At 67.0% G+C, this 16,665-nt stretch carries 17 protein-coding genes; 12 read left to right on the top strand and 5 right to left on the bottom strand.

All coding sequences use genetic code 11. The annotated features are described in order from the left end of the window. Positions 1 to 4: 4 nt before the first annotated feature. From AB0P29_RS15135 to AB0P29_RS15120, 4 genes are all read right to left on the bottom strand, one after another. The gene (locus tag AB0P29_RS15135) at positions 5 to 697 is read right to left on the bottom strand and encodes an SAF domain-containing protein (RefSeq protein WP_005052710.1); all 693 of its coding nucleotides are present in this window, start codon (positions 695 to 697) and stop codon (positions 5 to 7) included. A gap of 118 nt (positions 698 to 815) precedes the next feature. Beyond that, complete coding sequence (locus AB0P29_RS15130) at positions 816 to 1,415, bottom strand: hypothetical protein (protein ID WP_005052713.1); 600 nt, start codon at positions 1,413 to 1,415, stop codon at positions 816 to 818. Between the two features lies 1 nt (position 1,416). Continuing rightward, positions 1,417 to 2,091 carry a ParA family protein gene (locus AB0P29_RS15125; RefSeq protein WP_005052715.1) on the bottom strand — a complete coding sequence of 225 codons (675 nt, stop codon included), beginning with the start codon at positions 2,089 to 2,091 and terminating at the stop codon, positions 1,417 to 1,419. Positions 2,092 to 2,947: 856 nt separating this feature from the next. Continuing rightward, a complete protein-coding gene (locus tag AB0P29_RS15120) occupies positions 2,948 to 3,712 on the bottom strand; it encodes a hypothetical protein (protein ID WP_005052717.1) in 765 nt (254 codons plus the stop codon). Positions 3,713 to 4,024: 312 nt separating this feature from the next. Here AB0P29_RS15120 and AB0P29_RS15115 point away from each other — a divergent pair, with 312 nt between their 5' ends. From AB0P29_RS15115 to nrdH, 12 genes are all read left to right on the top strand, one after another. Beyond that, positions 4,025 to 4,261, top strand: a complete 237-nt coding sequence (locus tag AB0P29_RS15115) for a hypothetical protein (RefSeq protein WP_005052720.1) — start codon at positions 4,025 to 4,027, stop codon at positions 4,259 to 4,261. Then, on the top strand, positions 4,261 to 5,250 hold the full coding sequence (locus tag AB0P29_RS15110; RefSeq protein ID WP_005052723.1) for a conjugal transfer protein: 990 nt from the start codon (positions 4,261 to 4,263) through the stop codon (positions 5,248 to 5,250). Before AB0P29_RS15115 ends, AB0P29_RS15110 begins: the two co-directional genes overlap by 1 nt. A 16-nt stretch (positions 5,251 to 5,266) precedes the next feature. After that, complete coding sequence (locus AB0P29_RS15105) at positions 5,267 to 5,590, top strand: hypothetical protein (protein ID WP_005052725.1); 324 nt, start codon at positions 5,267 to 5,269, stop codon at positions 5,588 to 5,590. Between the two features lie 10 nt (positions 5,591 to 5,600). Further along, positions 5,601 to 6,176 carry a hypothetical protein gene (locus AB0P29_RS15100; RefSeq protein WP_005052728.1) on the top strand — a complete coding sequence of 192 codons (576 nt, stop codon included), beginning with the start codon at positions 5,601 to 5,603 and terminating at the stop codon, positions 6,174 to 6,176. Between the two features lie 2 nt (positions 6,177 to 6,178). Further along, positions 6,179 to 6,394, top strand: a complete 216-nt coding sequence (locus AB0P29_RS15095) for a hypothetical protein (protein ID WP_005052730.1) — start codon at positions 6,179 to 6,181, stop codon at positions 6,392 to 6,394. 14 nt (positions 6,395 to 6,408) lie between these two features. Next, positions 6,409 to 8,931, top strand: coding sequence for an ATP-binding protein (locus tag AB0P29_RS15090; RefSeq protein WP_005052733.1), 2,523 nt, complete (start codon positions 6,409 to 6,411; stop codon positions 8,929 to 8,931). Then, entirely contained in the window at positions 8,928 to 10,958 is a 2,031-nt protein-coding gene (locus AB0P29_RS15085; RefSeq protein WP_005052735.1) for a hypothetical protein, read from the top strand. The genes AB0P29_RS15090 and AB0P29_RS15085 overlap by 4 nt, the downstream gene beginning before the upstream one ends. Positions 10,959 to 10,964: 6 nt before the next feature. After that, positions 10,965 to 12,212, top strand: a complete 1,248-nt coding sequence (locus AB0P29_RS15080; RefSeq protein ID WP_005052737.1) for a M23 family metallopeptidase — start codon at positions 10,965 to 10,967, stop codon at positions 12,210 to 12,212. Positions 12,213 to 12,338: 126 nt separating this feature from the next. Next, positions 12,339 to 12,932 carry a hypothetical protein gene (locus tag AB0P29_RS15075; RefSeq protein ID WP_005052738.1) on the top strand — a complete coding sequence of 198 codons (594 nt, stop codon included), beginning with the start codon at positions 12,339 to 12,341 and terminating at the stop codon, positions 12,930 to 12,932. 664 nt (positions 12,933 to 13,596) lie between these two features. Next, positions 13,597 to 15,708, top strand: coding sequence for an FtsK/SpoIIIE domain-containing protein (locus AB0P29_RS15070; protein ID WP_005052740.1), 2,112 nt, complete (start codon positions 13,597 to 13,599; stop codon positions 15,706 to 15,708). A gap of 58 nt (positions 15,709 to 15,766) precedes the next feature. Beyond that, positions 15,767 to 16,045 (top strand): hypothetical protein, encoded by a 279-nt coding sequence (locus AB0P29_RS15065; protein ID WP_139833205.1) that lies wholly within the window; start codon positions 15,767 to 15,769, stop codon positions 16,043 to 16,045. Positions 16,046 to 16,096: 51 nt separating this feature from the next. Beyond that, positions 16,097 to 16,357: a glutaredoxin-like protein NrdH gene (gene nrdH, locus AB0P29_RS15060; RefSeq protein ID WP_005052743.1), complete on the top strand. Its 261-nt coding sequence runs from the start codon at positions 16,097 to 16,099 to the stop codon at positions 16,355 to 16,357. 69 nt (positions 16,358 to 16,426) lie between these two features. On the opposite strand, the gene AB0P29_RS15055 is transcribed toward nrdH, so the two are convergent. Then, positions 16,427 to 16,660, bottom strand: a complete 234-nt coding sequence (locus tag AB0P29_RS15055; RefSeq protein WP_005052746.1) for a hypothetical protein — start codon at positions 16,658 to 16,660, stop codon at positions 16,427 to 16,429. Positions 16,661 to 16,665: the final 5 nt, after the last annotated feature.

Raw genomic sequence — 16,665 nt, 5'->3', positions numbered from 1 at the left:
GGGGTCACTCCCCCGTCGAGTCGATGACCAGCGCGACACGGCCGGTGGCGGCACGAGCGGCGATGTCGGGTGCTTCACGGTTCGGCACGACCAGGTCGACAACCCACACCTGGGTCTCAGTGTCGTAGGTGGCGGTGAACACCGTGGCGTCGAAGCTCTTGGGGGTTTCGACGGGCGGGTCGCCCTGAGTGACGGGGGTCTCGACGACACGGACGTTGTCGCCTGCTGCGAGCTGGTAGCCGGGCATCTGCGCCTGGGTGAGCGTGACGCCCACGATCGAGGAGCCGGACGGCACCGCGAGGGTGTCGCCGGTGTTGGCCGACGTGATGAGGGTGCCAGCGGGCAGGTCGACCAGCGCGGTGGTTCCGACGAGGTCGGCGGCATCCGCGGCGGAGACGGCGTCGACCTGCTGCCCGCCGGCGAGCTGGATGGTCGTGAGGTCGTCTGTGGTGATCGTCTCCCCGCGTGAGACATCGACGCTGGTCGCCATGACGCTGACGGTGCGGGTGAGGTTCGTGGTGACCCACCACACGCCGATTCCGCCGAGGAGGACAAGCGCGATGCCGAGGGCGATGATCGCGGGGCGCCGGCGAGACTTCGTCGGCTGCAGGACTGCAGGAGTGAGTCCTTGCTTCTGCTCGCCCTGCTCGGTGGTGTCTTTCGTGCGCTTGCTCTTGCGGTCAGTGGTGGTGGTCATTGGAAGTCAGTCCTTCAACGTGGGCGGATGTGGCGTAGGTGTCTAAGCAGTTCGGTGAGTGTCTCATATACCGCTGTCGCGACAGCTGGTCTTCTGCTGTAGCTGGACACCGCACCGTCTATTCGAGAGGCGGAAGGAATGCCTCGTAGGCGGTGATGATGACGAAGTTCCGGGAGGGAGCATCGAGTTCAGCGGTGACGCGATCGAGGATCGCGCGGTACGACGGGGCAACGCGCACGGTGTGCTTGACGCGAGGCCCCGCATCAGTGACGGGGGCGGGACGCTTCTGCCGGTTGAACAGATCCGTCCAGTCCTCGTCAGTCTCTTCTCCGCCGGCGGTGGCCTGGCGGATCAGTTCAGGAAGACGCTTATAGGTGGCCGAGACGGCGTCCAGGAGGACCGTCTGGTGGCTCTTGCGCGTCTTGGCCATGTACGCCTGCAGTCGGTCGTTCAGCGGGACCGGAAGGTGGACAGGGACGCCCTTGGTCGCGGTCTCCCGCTCCTCCCCCTCTCCCCCGTCTTCGTCCTCCGCGCGGGTCGTGCGAGTCGGCTGCTTGCGCGGCGCCTGCTTCTTCGCAGGAGCGGCCGCAGGTTCGACCGCCGCTGCAGGGACGGGCTCGGTGGGCGGAGCCTGGTCGACGGTGGGCTCCACGGGTTCTGCGGGAGCCGGCGTCGGCACGGCGCGGCGGGTGAGTTTTCCGAGATCCTGGCGTGCCACGTCAGGCCTCCTTCATCTGGTTGGCCCACAGCGATGTGAGCTCCAACGCGACACTGGTGTAGTCGGAGATCGCTGCTTGGTTCTTGCGGGAATCGGTGTACTGCGTGACGACCTTGCCGTCGTAGGGAGCGTCCTCGATGCTCGCGGACAGGCGGATGTGACGCTGGAACCGCGGGAGTCCGATCTGTCCTTCGATGAACTCGACGGTGTCGAGCTGCTCTTCCCAGTCCTCGAGTCGCCGCCCGCCTCGGCGGGTGTCGATCTTGTTCAGCAGGAGTCGGTAGGGCACCCCAGTCGGGATGATGTGCTCGGCGAGCGTGTCCGCGACGGACTCGATGGCCATGGTGGCCGCTTCGAGCGGCAGGACGATGAAGTCGGCGACCTGCAGGACTGCGGTGAGAACGCCGGTGTTCTCATGGCTGCCAGGTGTGTCGACGAGGACGATGTCGTATCCGTCGAGGTCACGCAATCCCATGATGTTGTTGGGGTCGACGTCGGCGGCGAAGTCGAACGGAAGGTCATCCCCCGCGCGCTCGGCCCAGCGTGCTGCGGACTGCTGCGGGTCGACGTCGACCACGAGCACATTGTTAGCGCGGGACAGCGCGGCCGCGAGGTTCATGACGGTGGTGGTCTTGCCCACCCCGCCCTTCTGGTTGCAGACGCCGATGATTCTCACGATCGGCCTCCACGGCTGAGGGCGTTGGCAGCGGTCGCGCCAGTCGAGCGCGCGGTGTGCGGATGTGTGGCGCGGGTATGGGGCAACTGTGGCGGGTTCATGGGCGCCAGTATAGCGTCACATTCACGCCTATATGCAACAACAATCGCGCGTGTCTGGCGCGACACATGCGCTAGAGCATGTGGAGCTACGGCGCTAGAACTGTGCGATGAACGCGCTCTGTCGGTGCAAGAACAACGCAAGCAGAGCGCTTGACAGTGCGCATCATCTAAAACAAGACCCGCGCCATAGTGGCTACATACGGGCACAAGCAATGCGCAAGTAAGGGGCCGTACAGGCGACAGCCGGGCGCTCGTAATGCGCACGTTAGAGCGCAACAGCATGCGCGGGTAGGGCGATGTAATAGCGCGAATATTGCAGTTGATATTGCGGATGGCTGGCGCGGGTATGGCGCGGGGGTTGCTCAGCGTATCGCGCAAGTGATGCGGTGATCTGGCGGGGGAGTGGCGGAGGCTATCGCGGTGTTGCTGCGAGGGTACAGCGCAGAGCATGGCGGCGGGGTGGCGCGTGTGTAGCGCGGCGCTGGCGATGGTGGGGTGCGCGGTGTCGCGAGGGCTGGTCATGGAGTCGTGGTGGGGCATCCAAACGATGGATGCGGGCGTAGACGGGCCTGTGCGGCCTGCTGAGGCGATTTCGGCCATGAGGAGGGCTCCGAGTGAGGCGGAGGGGAAGACAGGGCCCCTGGGGGCCATCCAGAGGCCCTGTCTGTCTGGGGGGGCGGAGCGGGAGTGTTGCTCCGGCCTGTGGGGAGCGCTCGACTCGTCGACTGCGCTTGCCCCCTGGATGGCGGGTTGGCTCAGCTGCGGCGCGGGGCGTAGGAGACCTTGGCCTCCATGTCGCCGCTGACGGCCTGCATGAGCTTGGTGCGGATTCGGCACACTCGGCGGTTGAGCGTCTCCCGGCTGACGCCGAGCTCGACAGCTGCTTCCTCACGCGCCACACCGGGATCACCCTCCGCGAGCTCGATGCGAGCAAGCAGCTGGACCTCGTCGCGGCGGAGGGTGCCGGAGTCGATCGCCCAGGTGAGGATCGTCACCAGATCCCGGAAGACGTCATCGCTCTCGTCGGGGCCTGCGATCTTCTCGAGCAGCTCGTCTTCGACCGGCATTGCGTCGACGCTGTGCTCGCTGCCGAACCAGACTCCGAGGTTCTTGATCGTCTCGAGGCGGATGTTTCCGGAGACGGAGTGGACCCGCTCGAGCGGGTAGGTGTGAATGACCTCCCAGAGCACGCCGATCGTCGCGGTACGGGCGTCGGCGGGGGAGTGCTGCCACAGGCTGCGCATGCTGCTGCAGCTGCTCGGCAGCCGCAGCGCGAGCGGCATGAACGACTTGAGCAGGACGCGGCCGGCGATGGTATCGCCGGCGTGCTCGAGGGTGAGCAGCTCGAGCAGGAGCGCGTCGCGCTGTTCGGGAGCTTGCGGCTGCCGGATGAGGTTCACGGCCTCATCGCCAGTCAGCTCGCCGAGCGTTCCGAAGTGGTGAGTGGTGTGGGAGTGGAAGCTGTTCCACTCATCGAACAGCTGGTCGGCAAGAGGTGATGTCTTCGCCCAAGCAGTCATGAGAAATGGCCCTTCGTCGTGACGTCGGTTGACGAAGGGCCACGTTCCTCAGCACCCCTGGTTCAGATCCTGGAAAGTTCCGGCCGGGCAGGAGAGCGCCCGATCGGCGGATGCTGGCTTCGGTGGATCTGAGTTGCGATCCGATGCTGTAAATACCTGTTCAGGGGCGGTTTCCATGCCTCGCTGCATGGGCGCAATATCCACGCAAGATTTCTTCGATCCGCGATGTCCGCGAAGGGCCGAAAACCCGGCCTATACAGATATGCCCCCGTTGGTCGGGAGGCATCAGGACTCCGCGGAAGGGACAGAAACGTGAGCGAGAGCAGCACCGCAGACAGCGCCGACGACGCCATGTGGGAAGGATTCAAGCCCGACGCTGCACGCGCGATCCGTGCGCGCCAGGGGTTCGAGGAAGCAGTGGCGAGCACTCTCGACGCACCCTTCGACCCCTCCACGCATGGTCGCGTGGTGAAGGCGGTTGAGGAGCTTTCGGCAGCGGTGCCGGCAGCTCTGCGGGTGGCGCAGCTGCGAGTGGGAGGAGCTGCATAATGGCGCGTCGTGAGAAGACGTCGAAGCCGGCCAAGGAGACGAAGACCGTCCCGGCACAGGGGAGCAGCTGGACCCATGGTCGGCAGCTGGGCGGCAAGCTGCTGTCCGCGCTTCTGTTCGCCGCGATCGCGTGTGGGCCTATCGCGCTCTTCGCCGCGGCCGCACGTCCGGCGCCCGTCGTCGCCGCAGCGCCCGAGGCGCAGGCAGCGGGACTGAGCACGCAGCAGCAGGCTGCCGGCGGTTACGCGGAGGGCTTCGTCTCCTCGTGGCTGAGCGCGACGAAGGACGCACCGGGCGACCTGGCTACCTACGTCGACCTGGCGGCGCTGCGGCAGCTGTCGGTCACGGCCTGGGAGTACCGCGACCTGTCCGTGGTCTCCATCACGCCCGTCGACGGCTCGGACTTCGTCAACGTCGTCGTCGCGGCGAACATCAAGGAGCTGTCGGTGACGGACTCCGACGACACCAGCACGACGAGCTGGCCGCGCCGCTACTTCCAGGTGGCGATCGCGGTCAACGGGGACACGGTGAGGGCAGTCGGTCTCCCGGCCCAGATCTCCGCTCCCGTCCAGGGCGAGACAACGTCGCTGGTCTACAAGCAGACCATCGGATCCTCTGACCCGTCCGCGGAGACAGTGTCGGCGTTCCTCGGCGCGTACCTTGCCGGCTCGGGTGACCTGTCCCGATACAGCGCCCCGGACACATCTTTCGTGGCGATCTCGCCCGCCCCCTACGTGATGGTCAACGTCGAGGAGATGCGGTCAGACCTGACGCCTACGGAGTCCCCGAGCGATGGCGACACCCTCAAGGTGCTCGCGACCGTCTCACTGCTGAGCCCGCTGGACCAGCAAGTGACCTCGACGTACACGCTCACCCTCACCGCGCGTGCCTCCCGCTGGGAGGTCAGCGCCATTGATCTTGCACCGCAAGCGGTCTCCGACAAGGGATCGACAACCCCCACGCCGACACCGTCCGGTAACGGCAACTAAGGAAGGAACACCAACCATGTTCGATTGGATCAACGGGATCACCGCTGATGCGACGACTGCTTTCCGGGCGGTCGTGTTTCTCGCAGCAGCAGTGATCTTCTTCGTCGTCGCCGCCAAGGTGCGGTTCGCCATGGCGACGACCATCATCACCGGCATCGCGTGCGGCCTGGCCATGTTCCTCGCCGCCGGCGGTGGCGAGTGGGTCATGGGCCTCATCCAGACCGAGACCGTCGACGCCATCGGAGTCACGATCCATCAGATCGCAGCTCCGGCGGACGCCCTGGTGCTCAACGAGACCACCACCGCGGCCGGCGACACGGTCTACCGGCTGGTCGCGTAAAGGGGCGAACGTGGCCGATCGCGACGAAGAGAGAGAGGTTGCGCGCTTCTACACGCGCAGCCGCCGGTTCCCAAAGTTCATCGGCCGTCTCCACGACGGCACGAAGATCCCCGGGGGCCCCTACACGCTGACGCAGGGCGTCGTCCTGGCGATCGTCCTGGTCGTCGCCCTGCTGACGCAGAGCGTGTGGGGGACTGGCTCTCCGATCGTCGATATCCCCGTCGCTGCCTTCGTGTCCTGGGGAGCAGCGTGGGGAGCCGGAAGGATCCCGGCCACACGCCGGAACCTGCTGAGCATCATCACCAGCGGCCTGTCCGCGATGACCCGCCCCGCAGCCGGCCGCTACCGCGGAGTGACCATGCGGGTTCGCCCGCCCCACTTCGCAGGCGGCGGAACAACGATCGCCGAGCCGGTCGGAGCCACGCTCACCACCCCGGATAGCGAGACCACCGCACCCGCACCGGAAGCGCCCGTCGTGGCGCAGCCGGTCCTGCAGCCGCGCTCGACGCCGCTGCCGGCGCACGCACCCGCACACGCGGTCAGCGGCGTCGAGCGCCTGCTGCAGCAAGCCCGAGGAGGCAACTGACCATGAACAACACCGACATCCCGCTCGGCATCATCGGCCGAGGCCGCGGCTACGTCATCAAGACCCTCGTGGTCAAGGCGGAGACCGCGCGTGGGCCGATCTGTGCGGACCCCGCTACCACGAGCTACGCAGCCCTCCTCCCCATCCTCGGCGGCACGCCGATCACGGCACCCCTCAGCGGCGGTCGCGATCTGCTGCTGGCCACGCCGACCGACTGAGAAACGAGACGACGATGCAGATTCCGGCAACAGCGATGACGAGCAACCTGATGTGGACCCGCTCGGGCGTGGTCTGGGCTACGTGGCGGCTGCAGCCGCTCCCGTATGCCTACGCCACCACGGCGGCAAAGCAGCTCGTCAAGGCGCACCACCAGGCGCTCTTCCAGGCGCACCGGGGCGAGGGACTGCTGCTGGGGCTGTGCGCTGACCTGGATCCGGTGTCTGTCGTGGAGCGGATGCTGGACGGTGTTCGCATCGACGAGTGTCCGGACTGGGCGCGCGAGGTCGAGCTGACCCTGGACGCGCTCGAGCAGATCCCGCTTGGAACGCGCGCGTTCTGGTTCTCGGTCCCGCTCGCGGCCGGTTCGATGAAGGCTCGCGCGAGGTCGGCAGTGCGCGCCGCCGACACCAAGCTGCGCGACACGTTGGCTCTTCCCCGTCAGCTGCCTACCGACTCCGAGATCGCTGCGGCCGCGCGGATGGCCAAGGAGATCGAGGTTCGCATCCCGGCCGCGTTCCAGCCGACCCGTGCAACGCCGGCCGAGCAGATCTGGATCGCCCTTCACTCGCAGCAGCGCGGCCTCTCCGCAGATCTCGCCGCCCCTGTCCCGCCCGCCGAGGGTACCGAGGACGGATTCGGCGTCGACGAGCTCGCGCACTTCCAGATGCCCTCCGCGATGCCGAACCCATGGCTCGACGAAGGCGGACAGAGCGACCTTCCCAAGGGGCAGCAGTTCCTCCCGTTCAAGCGCCGCTACCTCAAGGTGCACAGCCCCTACGCGGACGAGACGTCGTCCTACCAGGTGGTGCAGGCCATGGTCGCCGCACCCAAGGCCGGCTGGGTTTCGCCCGGCGTCGAGTGGATCTCACACGTCGACCAGTTCCCCCTTGACGTCGACTGGGGGATCCGTTTCACCGTCACCGGCGCCGACGAGGTCAAGCGTCGCAACAAGAAGGCCGAAACCGCCCTCGAGGAGCAGTACAAGCACCAGGAGGGCACCGCGACGATCACCGGCGGCGGATCCGACCTCGGAGAGATCGCGGAGACGCTGGCCGCCTACCACGCCTCCCTCAACCGCTCCGATAAGGAGGTCGAGGTTCAGGCGACGGTGCTGTTCGCTGTGGGGGCAGATACCGCCGATCTCGCGAAGGCTAAGGGCCGGTTCGTGGCAGACGAGTACAAGCGCGCTGACTTCCTCCTCGAGGCTCCCCTGGGAGGTCAGGAGGAGCTTTGGTGGGCGATGATCCCCGGCACGCCCACCGGGCGCATCGTCCGTGAGCTCACCCAGATCACGACGGGCCGGGAGTTCGCGACCGGCGTTCCGCTTTCCAGCAACGAGCTCGGAGACGAGAAGGGCGCCCGCTTCGGCGAGAACATCAGCACCGCCCGGCACACCCCGATCCTCCGCGACGCGGACGGCAGTATCCAGGCCGACACCAGCGCCAGCTTCGGCGTGGTCGCCGAGCTCGGCGCCGGCAAGAGCGTGCTGCTCAAGGGAGACATGGGCGACACGGTCGACCGCAACGGCCGCGTCGTCGCGATCGACCGCACAGAGGCCAAGGAGTACGCGGTTTTCGCGCAGAGCCTCCGGCCGGACACCACGACGATCGTTGACCTGATGACCCCGGAGTACTCGCTGGACCCGCTGCGGGTGTTCGGCCCTCTCGTCGGCGCACGCATGGTGCAGTCGCTCTTCGCGGTGATGCTCGGCATCCGGGCCCGCGACTCCCGAGGCGTCGCCCTGTCCCGCCTCCTCGAGCCGGAGTACGTCGCCGCGCACGACATCACCAGCCTCGGTCGCCTGCGGGCGCACCTCAAGACGATCTCCTCGGCGGAGAGCGATGAGCTGTCGGGCCTGATCAACCTGGTCGCGTCGAAGGACATCGGCGAGGTTCTCTTCAATGACGGGCTGACCGCTGTCGACCTGAAATCGCGTGCCCTGGTCTTCCTCACCCATGGGCTGTCGCTGCCAGACAAGACCGAGCTCGAGCACGCGCACCTGTTCGAGGAGATGCCCCTGGAAAAGATCTACGGCCGCGCCATGTACGCGATGCTCATGGGGATCTCCCGCGAGGTCTGCTTCATGAACCCCGGCGAGCTCGCCGGCGCCTACTTCGACGAGTGCCACCACATCACCCAGTCACCGGAGGGAGAGCGCGACCTGCGCATCGGCATCCGCGACGGTCGCAAGCACCGCGCGTTCTTCGCCCTCGGCTCGCACGACCCCGCCGACTTCGGAGAAACCCAGACCCGAGGCCTGCTCAAGACCCGCTACGTGATGCGCCAGACCGACAAGGAGCTCGCTCGCCGCGCGATCGAGTGGCTGACCGGCGAGCCCGCGGACCCGGCGATGGTCCAGGTGGTCACCGAAGACCTGTCCCCGCTCGGGGCGGACGGAAAGGTCGCCCCGGAGCGGCGCGGCGAGGGACTGATCCGTGACCAGCGCGGTCGAATCGGGAAGTTCCGCAAGACGCTGCCCGAGCGCCCCGACCGCCGCGAAGCCGTGCTGTCGACCCCGTCTCTGGTGACACCATGATCACCTTCTACCGGCACACCTTCGAGACTCTGGGCGGCGCGTTCTGGCGGGTCCGTTTCTGGGCGCACGATCACCCGCGGTGGAGCAAGGTCATCGCCGTCGTCCTGATCGACCTGTTCCTGGTCCTGTTCGGCAACACGTACTGGGCCTTCGCCGCTGACGGCGGCGGCTCGTCCCCGTTCATGCTCGGCGGCGACATCACTGACAGCGACGGCGTCCCGCTGACCAACTACACGGTGCTTCCACTGGACCGCGGCGATGTGTTCACGATGGGGAAGTTCTTCATCTCCATGTGGATCGACCCGATCTGGACCGGGCATCTGGGTCTGGTGTCGTGGATGATCTGGTTCTGCAACTGGCTGCTCTCCTTCGAGTGGGTCGACATCGTCGCGGCACCGTTCGGCGCGCTGGCCGACCTCTTGCAGGACTTCCTCGGCGAGATCGCATGGATCCCGTTCGCGCTGACGATCGCCGGCGGTGTCGCGGGCCTGGCGATCATGCTCGGCCGGCACTCCACCGGGTGGGCGGAGTTGTTCATCTCTGCGTGCTGTGCGGTGCTGGCGACCGGTCTGCTCGCTAACCCGATCGCCTCGCTCACCGCCGCAGGCGGAGCATTCGACACCGCCCAGGAGTACGGCGGTCAGATCGCTGCCGTCGTCGTCACCGACGACATCAACAGCACGGAGCTCGACTCCGAGAACCTGCTGTCAGCTGCGGTCACGTCGCAGCTGGTCGACATCTTCGTGAAGATCCCTGCGCAGACGATCGCGTTCGGCCACGCCCTCGAGGGGCAGTGCGCCGCGACGTTCACCGACACGATGACCAACTCGGCGCCCATCCAGACCGGCGGCAACGAGGTCCGTGACGCGGTCGGCGGGTGCGACGAGGCGGCGAAGACGTTCAACCAGAATCCGAACTTCGGCCAGGTGCTCACGGCCGTCACGATGACCCCCGGAGCGCTCACCCTGTTCATCCTGCCGATGGCCTTCGGGGTGCTGTTCCTAGTCACGGTTCTCGGCTTCCTGATCTCCGCACTCAAGACCATGTGGAACGTCTACATCGGGATCCTCCCGGTCAACCGATACCCGCTGTGGAAGTCCCTCGCCGACACCTTCATGGGCCTGGTCGCCATCGTCTTCATGGCAGTCGTCATGGCGGCCGTCCTCAAGCTCACCGTCGCAGCGATCACCGGGCTCAGCAGCCTGGGAATCCCGCTCGTCGCGCAGATGACCTTTGCGACGCTGGTGATGATCGTGCTGCTGTTCCTCATCATCCGAGCGCGTCGCATTGCCAAGAAGACCGGCCGGTCGATCGCCGAGCAGCTCTCCAAGTACGGCATCGGCAAGGGCGCGCCGGCGCAGCGCGACGGGGTCAAGACCGTCGCGGCGATGAGCGCCGTATCCACCGTCGCGGCCGCGGCGCTGCGTCGCCCTGACAACAAGGTCGACGCGCGCTCCATCAACTTCGGCGCGGGGGCTGCGCAGGACATCGGCACAATGACCGCTACACGCCCGCCCGCGGCTCCCAAGCCGCCCTCGACGCCCTCTGGCGGCTCACCGAGCCGTCCCGCCCTCCCGTCGCCTCAGATGGGCTCTGGGGGCGGCGCTGGCGCGGGTGCTGCCGCCAAGGCCTCGAAGACCGCGGACCTGGTCTTCACGGCCGCGCGGATCGGCAAGGGTGCCGCAGCGGGCGGTGTGGCCGGCGCCGCCGGCGCCGCGGCGCTCGAGGTCGGTGGCCGAGTCGCGAGCAAGGGAGCGTCGAAGGCTGTCTCCGCGGCCGCGGCAGGCGCGAGCAAGCCGCGAGCTGCGGGCGACCCGAAGGTGGTCTCGATGGTCGTCGACCAGGGCCCGGCGCCCACGCGCACCCCGGACGGTCCTCGACGGATCGTCGTCGACTCCTCGGGCATGGGACACATCGAACGGCGCCCCTCGTCAGGTGTCGTCGACATCTCGTCCCTGCCGGCGCGCGCGCCTCGCTCTCCGCGCAGCGGTGAGATGCGCGCCCGGCTCGCGATCGCACAGAAGTAACCCCGCATGTCCGCATCGGGAGTACTCGAGCGCTCTGCCGACGTCGCCGGCGCCGTCAATGGGGGAGACGACGGGGACGGTGGTGGTTCGCGCAAGGTCGTCCTCTGGGTGATCGCGCTCGTGCTGGTGCCGGTGGTGCTCTTCGCCGGCTACACGATGTTCCTGATGATGGCGATCGCCGGCGCCTCCGGCGGTGGGTCGTCGCAGTGCACCGCGGGGTCGCTGACCACCGACAAGCTCGAGGTCCAGACCACAGGAGGATCGACCCGCACCCTCGGTGCGACGGAGCTCGGCCACGCGGCCACCATCCTCTCGGTCGCCCGCTCACTGGGCGTGTCCGCGCGGGGCCAGCAGATCGCGATCATGACCGCGCTGCAGGAGTCCGGCTTGAAGATGTACGCCAACTCCTCCGTGCCTGAGTCCCTCGATTACCCGCACGACGCGGTCGGCAGCGACCACGACTCCGTCAACTACTTCCAGCAGCGTGTGTCGGGCTGGGGCACCGTCGAGGAGCTCATGGACCCCCTCTACGCAGCCAAGGCGTTCTTCGGCGGCGAGGAGGGCCCCAACGGCGGATCGCCGCGTGGGCTGCTCGACATCCCCGGCTGGGAGGACATGGGGCTGGGGGAGGCCGCGCAGACCGTGCAGGTCTCCGCATACCCGACCGCTTACGACAAGTGGGAGCCCGCAGCACAGCAGATCATCACCGCGGTCGGCGGGTCGATCAGCTGCGACAGCAGCACTGTCGTCGGGCAGGCCGCTTTCCCCCTTGCGGCCGGCTACCAGATGACCTCCGGCTACGGGCCGCGCGACATCACCGTTCCGGGTGCGTCGAGTTGGCATGTCGGAATCGACCTGCAGCGCTGGCCAAACCCGTGCGGCGACCCTGTCTACGCGGTCCTGCCGGGCACGGTGACTCTCAGCAGCTCACTGTGGTTGTCGATCAAGCACCCCGATGGGTTCGTGGTGTCCTACCTGCATATGTACAAGAGCGAGCGGCTCGTCGACGTCGGAGACACCGTCACCGCCGGCCAGCAGATCGGTGTCGTCGGGAACGTGCCGCCCAGTGGGGGATGCCACCTGCACCTGGCCGTCAACAAGAACGGGACGACGAATCAGGCCGTCGCCGGGCTGCAGGAGGCGACTGCACTCGGTGCCCCCTCGCAGTACGCCGGCTACGTGAACCCCGAAGAGTTCCTCCGCCTGTATGGCATCGAGATCTGTCCCACAGACGGCACTTGCCGACGCCTCTGACCCCCCTGGAAAACCGAGTCAACTCGCGGCATGTAACCCTCCTGACGGCCTGGAAACCGGCCTGTAGGCTGGGGGCAGCCCCGGCCCGAAACGGGGCCGAAGCCTCTCCCACCCAGACGGTGACTCGTGCCCTCAACAGATGTCAACGCCGCTGGTGACACCGACCGACCCGCCGGGTCAGTGTCGGCCACCGGCTACCGCTCGATCGCATACTTCCTGCCGGTCGCGCTGCATGCACGGCTCAAGGCTGCGTGGTGGTCGACGAGGGATGAGCCGGAGGGTGCGCCCGCGCTGGCCGGTCTCGTCGAGGTCGCCATCGGCCGCGAGACCAACCGCCTCGAGCAGCTCTACAACGCCGGCTCCCCTTTCCCTCCTGCCCCCGACCGTGCCCAGGGTGTGAACCCAAGAGGAGCCGCGGGATACCGCCATCAGACCTACTACCTGCCGGTCGCGCTGCACGCGCGCCTCAAGGCTGCGTGGTGGTCGACGAGGGATGAGCCGGAGGGTGCGCCCGCGCTGGCCGGTCTCGTCGAGGTCGCCTTCATGCGGGAAGCCGACCGCCTTGAGCAGCTCTACAACGAGGGTGCCCCGTTCCCGCCGGCGCCGGCCAAGGCGCGAGGGATCAGCCGCGCTGCAGCACAACGACAGGGCGAATGGCTGCGAGGCGAGTGGGAGCGCCGGCGACAGGCGCAGACCCCGCCGACCGACTCCAACGACTGACCCGACTCCGCGCCACGGCGACGTGTTGCACCGGGTGTGCGGTGCAGTATGCCGCCGATGTGCGGCGCAGTATTGCGCCATAATGTCGGATCTCGCTTGACTTGTCGGATCTCGGATGGGCTGACCGGGACTTCTCTCATTCGCGGTGCAGTCCCGGCAGAGCGGTCTGTCTCACACGAGTTGTCACGAATCCGACCCTGCTGCTCCCGCCTCGAAGCAGCACTACGCGGCGCGCCGAGCATCGGACAACTGGAGTGAGAATCCGACAAGTGGAGTGAGACGACTCGACAGGTCCGTGAGAATCGGACAACTGGAGTGAGACACGACACATAACTGCGCGGGTGTGCCTGCTGGAAATATTTCCCAGGGGGAGGGGTTCAAGCTCGATTCGACAACCGTGCCTGCGGCAGAACGCCGATCGGGCTTGATCCTATCACCCGTGTCAAGCGCGGGTGTGGCGGAGGTATTGCGCTGGTCTGCGCCGCGATGTGGCGCAATAACCCTTTCCAGCCGCCGTGGCGATCTCCTCGAGCACACTCTTGCACAGGGGACATCACGAGTGCGTCAGACGCGGGGAGAATCCGCGATGTCCGCGAAGGAGCAGATCTCCGGCCTATACCTCGCAAGAGGGTCGTGAAGTACTCGGCCCACTCAGGAGGCTCGAATGGCAACGACAACTCGTGTGGCATCTCGTCCGCCGGCGCGCCCACCTGCACCGGCGACGGTGGCTCTGGGTGTTCTTCCTCGGCGTCAGCTGACCGGGATCATCCCGGCGCTGCTGTGCATCGCACTGGCGACCGCCGCCACCGGGTTGAACGCGGTGCGCCCGTTCACCGATCTGATCCCGCTGGTGTGGGTCGTGGCCGTGTTGCTCGCCGCCGGCGCGGTCGCATCCGGCGTGCGGACCTTCCAACGGGAAGGGCGGATGGACCCGGCGATCGAGGCGGTCCTTCCGATGCTCGGTGCGGCACAGCCAACCCGTGCTCTCGTCGTGCCGGTGAAGTGGACTCGTGGATGGGTGGGCCTCCCGGAGCGCATCAAGATCCGGTACGCCTCGCACGTCGATGACACCGACCCCCGCTTCGTCGACCAGATCCTCGCAGGCCTTGCACGCAGGCTTGGTGCCGAGTACCGGGTACGCAAGCACAACTCGAGGCGGTGCGTGCTCGTCGTCGAGCTCGCACCCGTGAGTGATCCGGTCTCCCGTGAGCAGCAGCGCGCGATCGAGGTCGTCAAGCTGGTCATCGACCCGACCGCGAGCGTCTCGGTGAAGAGTGCCGATGACGGCTCGGTCTCGAAGATCGACGTCAAGCACAACGTGGGACCGAAGATGGCGATCGCGGCGCGGCGCTCCCAGGTCGAGAAGGTGGTCTCCTCGATGCTCCCTGGCCGGTGGCGTGCGCACTGGGATCTCGAGGGCGACAAGATCACGTTCGAGGTCCGACCGACGATGCCCGACATGGTCCTGCACGAAGTGGAGCCCGCGGCCGCACTCACCCACGCCGCCTACAAGGCGTTCAAGATCCCGATCGGTCCTGACGAAGACGGTCAGATCCAGTCGTGGCATCCGGCGGTCTCCCCGCATTGCCTCGTCATCGGTGGAACCGGATCGGGAAAGACCAGCTTCCAGCACACGGTGCTCACCCATCTCGCGCACGCTCACTGGCGGGTGTGGGTACTCGATGGGAAGCGGATCGAGTTCGCCGGATTCCGGGACTGGCCCAACGTCGAGCTCGTCGGCGCGCGGGTGGAGCACCAGGTGCGGATGCTGCACGCTGCGCACGAGCTCATGGAGGAGCGGTACTCGCAGCTCGAGAACGGCACGGCCCGGCTCGAGGACTTCGACCCCCTCGCGTTGATCATCGACGAGTACGCGACGTTCAAGGCGCGCGTGCAGCGCTGGTACAAGACGGTGAAGCCGAAGGGTGCGCCGGCGCAGGCCCCCGTTCTCGATCTGCTCTCCGATCTCGCGCGACTGGCACGGTCGGCGAAGATCCACATCCTGCTCGGTCTGCAGCGCCCCGACGTCGAGTTCCTCGGCGGTGAGATGCGAGACAACTTCGGCGCCCGCGTCAGCTTCGGTCGTCTCTCCCCGCAGGGCGCCAACATGATGTGGGACAGCTTCGCGGTCGGTGTCGCGATCCCTCGCAACAAGCGTGGCCGCGGTGTCACTCTGAACGCCGAATCTCAGCCCGTCGAGATTCAGGCGTTCTACACCCCCGACCCCGCCAAGCTCGACTCCACCGACAAGGCGGACTGGGATCACCTGGCGGCGCTGCGTCCCGACGCTGCCGACTACGAGCGGATGATGGTGCGCGACCCGGAAGCGGAGCTCACCGACGACGGCGAGGGGGAGGAGCTCGAGCCCGACTACTTCCAGTGGTCCTCGGCCGAGATTGTCGCTTGGGATGCATCGGTACCGTCGACGACCAAGCACGACGCGCTTCGACCCTCCAATGTCACCCCACTGGACTCTCGTGAACGGGTCCGGTTCGTGCCCGAAGTCGACGACGATGCACCGGACGTCGACGCGGCCGCTGACGGCGACGGATACGGCGAATCCCTCGAGGGCCCCGCGGTGGAGCTCGAGGTCGGAGATCTCCTGCTCGTCGACGCGACTCTGGGGCTGTGGGGAGTGGTCGAAGGAGTGGAGCCCGACGTCGTCGACGACGAGTACCTCGCGATCGAATACCGCGACCTCGACAGCGGTGAGGACGGGCTGCTGACGCTCTTCGACAACTCGGTGATCAGCTACCGCCGACCCGAAGCAGCCTGATCGTCGTGGCCGTCATGATGCTGCGGGCCTACCGGCCCCGAGAGAAGGGATGAATCGCGTGTCGAACCAGAGCGTGTCGGAAGACGACTGGATCTCGCTGCTGCTGATCGCCGTGCTCGTCCTGGCCAGTGGCGCAGTGTCGCTGGGGATGTTCCTCGATCCGCTGCGCGCGTGGATGTTGAAGTACCACTTGCTCGAGCAGGGTGAAACCGTGGCGATCCCCGTCGTCGACGGCGTCGGCCTCGGCTGGGGACAGATCCTCGTCATCCTCGCGATCCTGATCGGTGCGATCGCGCTCATCGTGTGGCTCAAGCGCCGCGCGGCTGCCCGTGTCTGAGCTGCCCGCCATGCTCAGCAAACGAGACCCAGGAAGGAGGAGAGATCACCCATGACAACCACACTGACGAACGGCGACAAGACGATCACGCTGTTCACCAAGAAATCATGCGTACAGTGCGTCGCGACACACCGCGCGCTCGATGCTAAGGGAATCGAGTACGACGTCGTCGACCTCAGCGAAGACGCCGCAGCGCTCGAACAGGTCAAGTCGCTCGGCTACCTGCAGGCACCGGTCGTCATCACGGATGAGGATCACTGGTCGGGCTTCCGTCCCGACAAGATCGACGAGCTCGCGCAACGGCTCGCGTGATTGACGACAGAGGCCCCACCGGCAGCTCTTCGCCGGTGGGGCCTCTGCTCTGCTCATCGGAGCGGGACATCATCTGTGCGGCATGTGCGCCGCTGCCCACCGCTGCAGCAGCTGCTCCCGCAGAGGCCCGTTCCGCTCGAGCATCATCCGAACCCCTGCCGGCGCCGCGCCTGCCGGCGCACCGGCCTCGAGGGTGCGCAGCCCGAGATGCTCGCATGCCCAGTCGGCGAGCTCGTCGAGCTCCACAGTGACGGTGGCGGTGACGTCGACGCGCTGCTGCCATTGGACCTTGTAGGCGGGCATCGGAC

The organism is Microbacterium sp. NPDC080220 (genome assembly GCF_040686395.1).
Taxonomy (GTDB): Bacteria; Actinomycetota; Actinomycetes; order Actinomycetales; family Microbacteriaceae; genus Microbacterium; species Microbacterium gawkjiense.
Note: the sequence above shows the minus strand (reverse complement) of the source record. Positions and strands in the feature narration are given on the sequence as shown.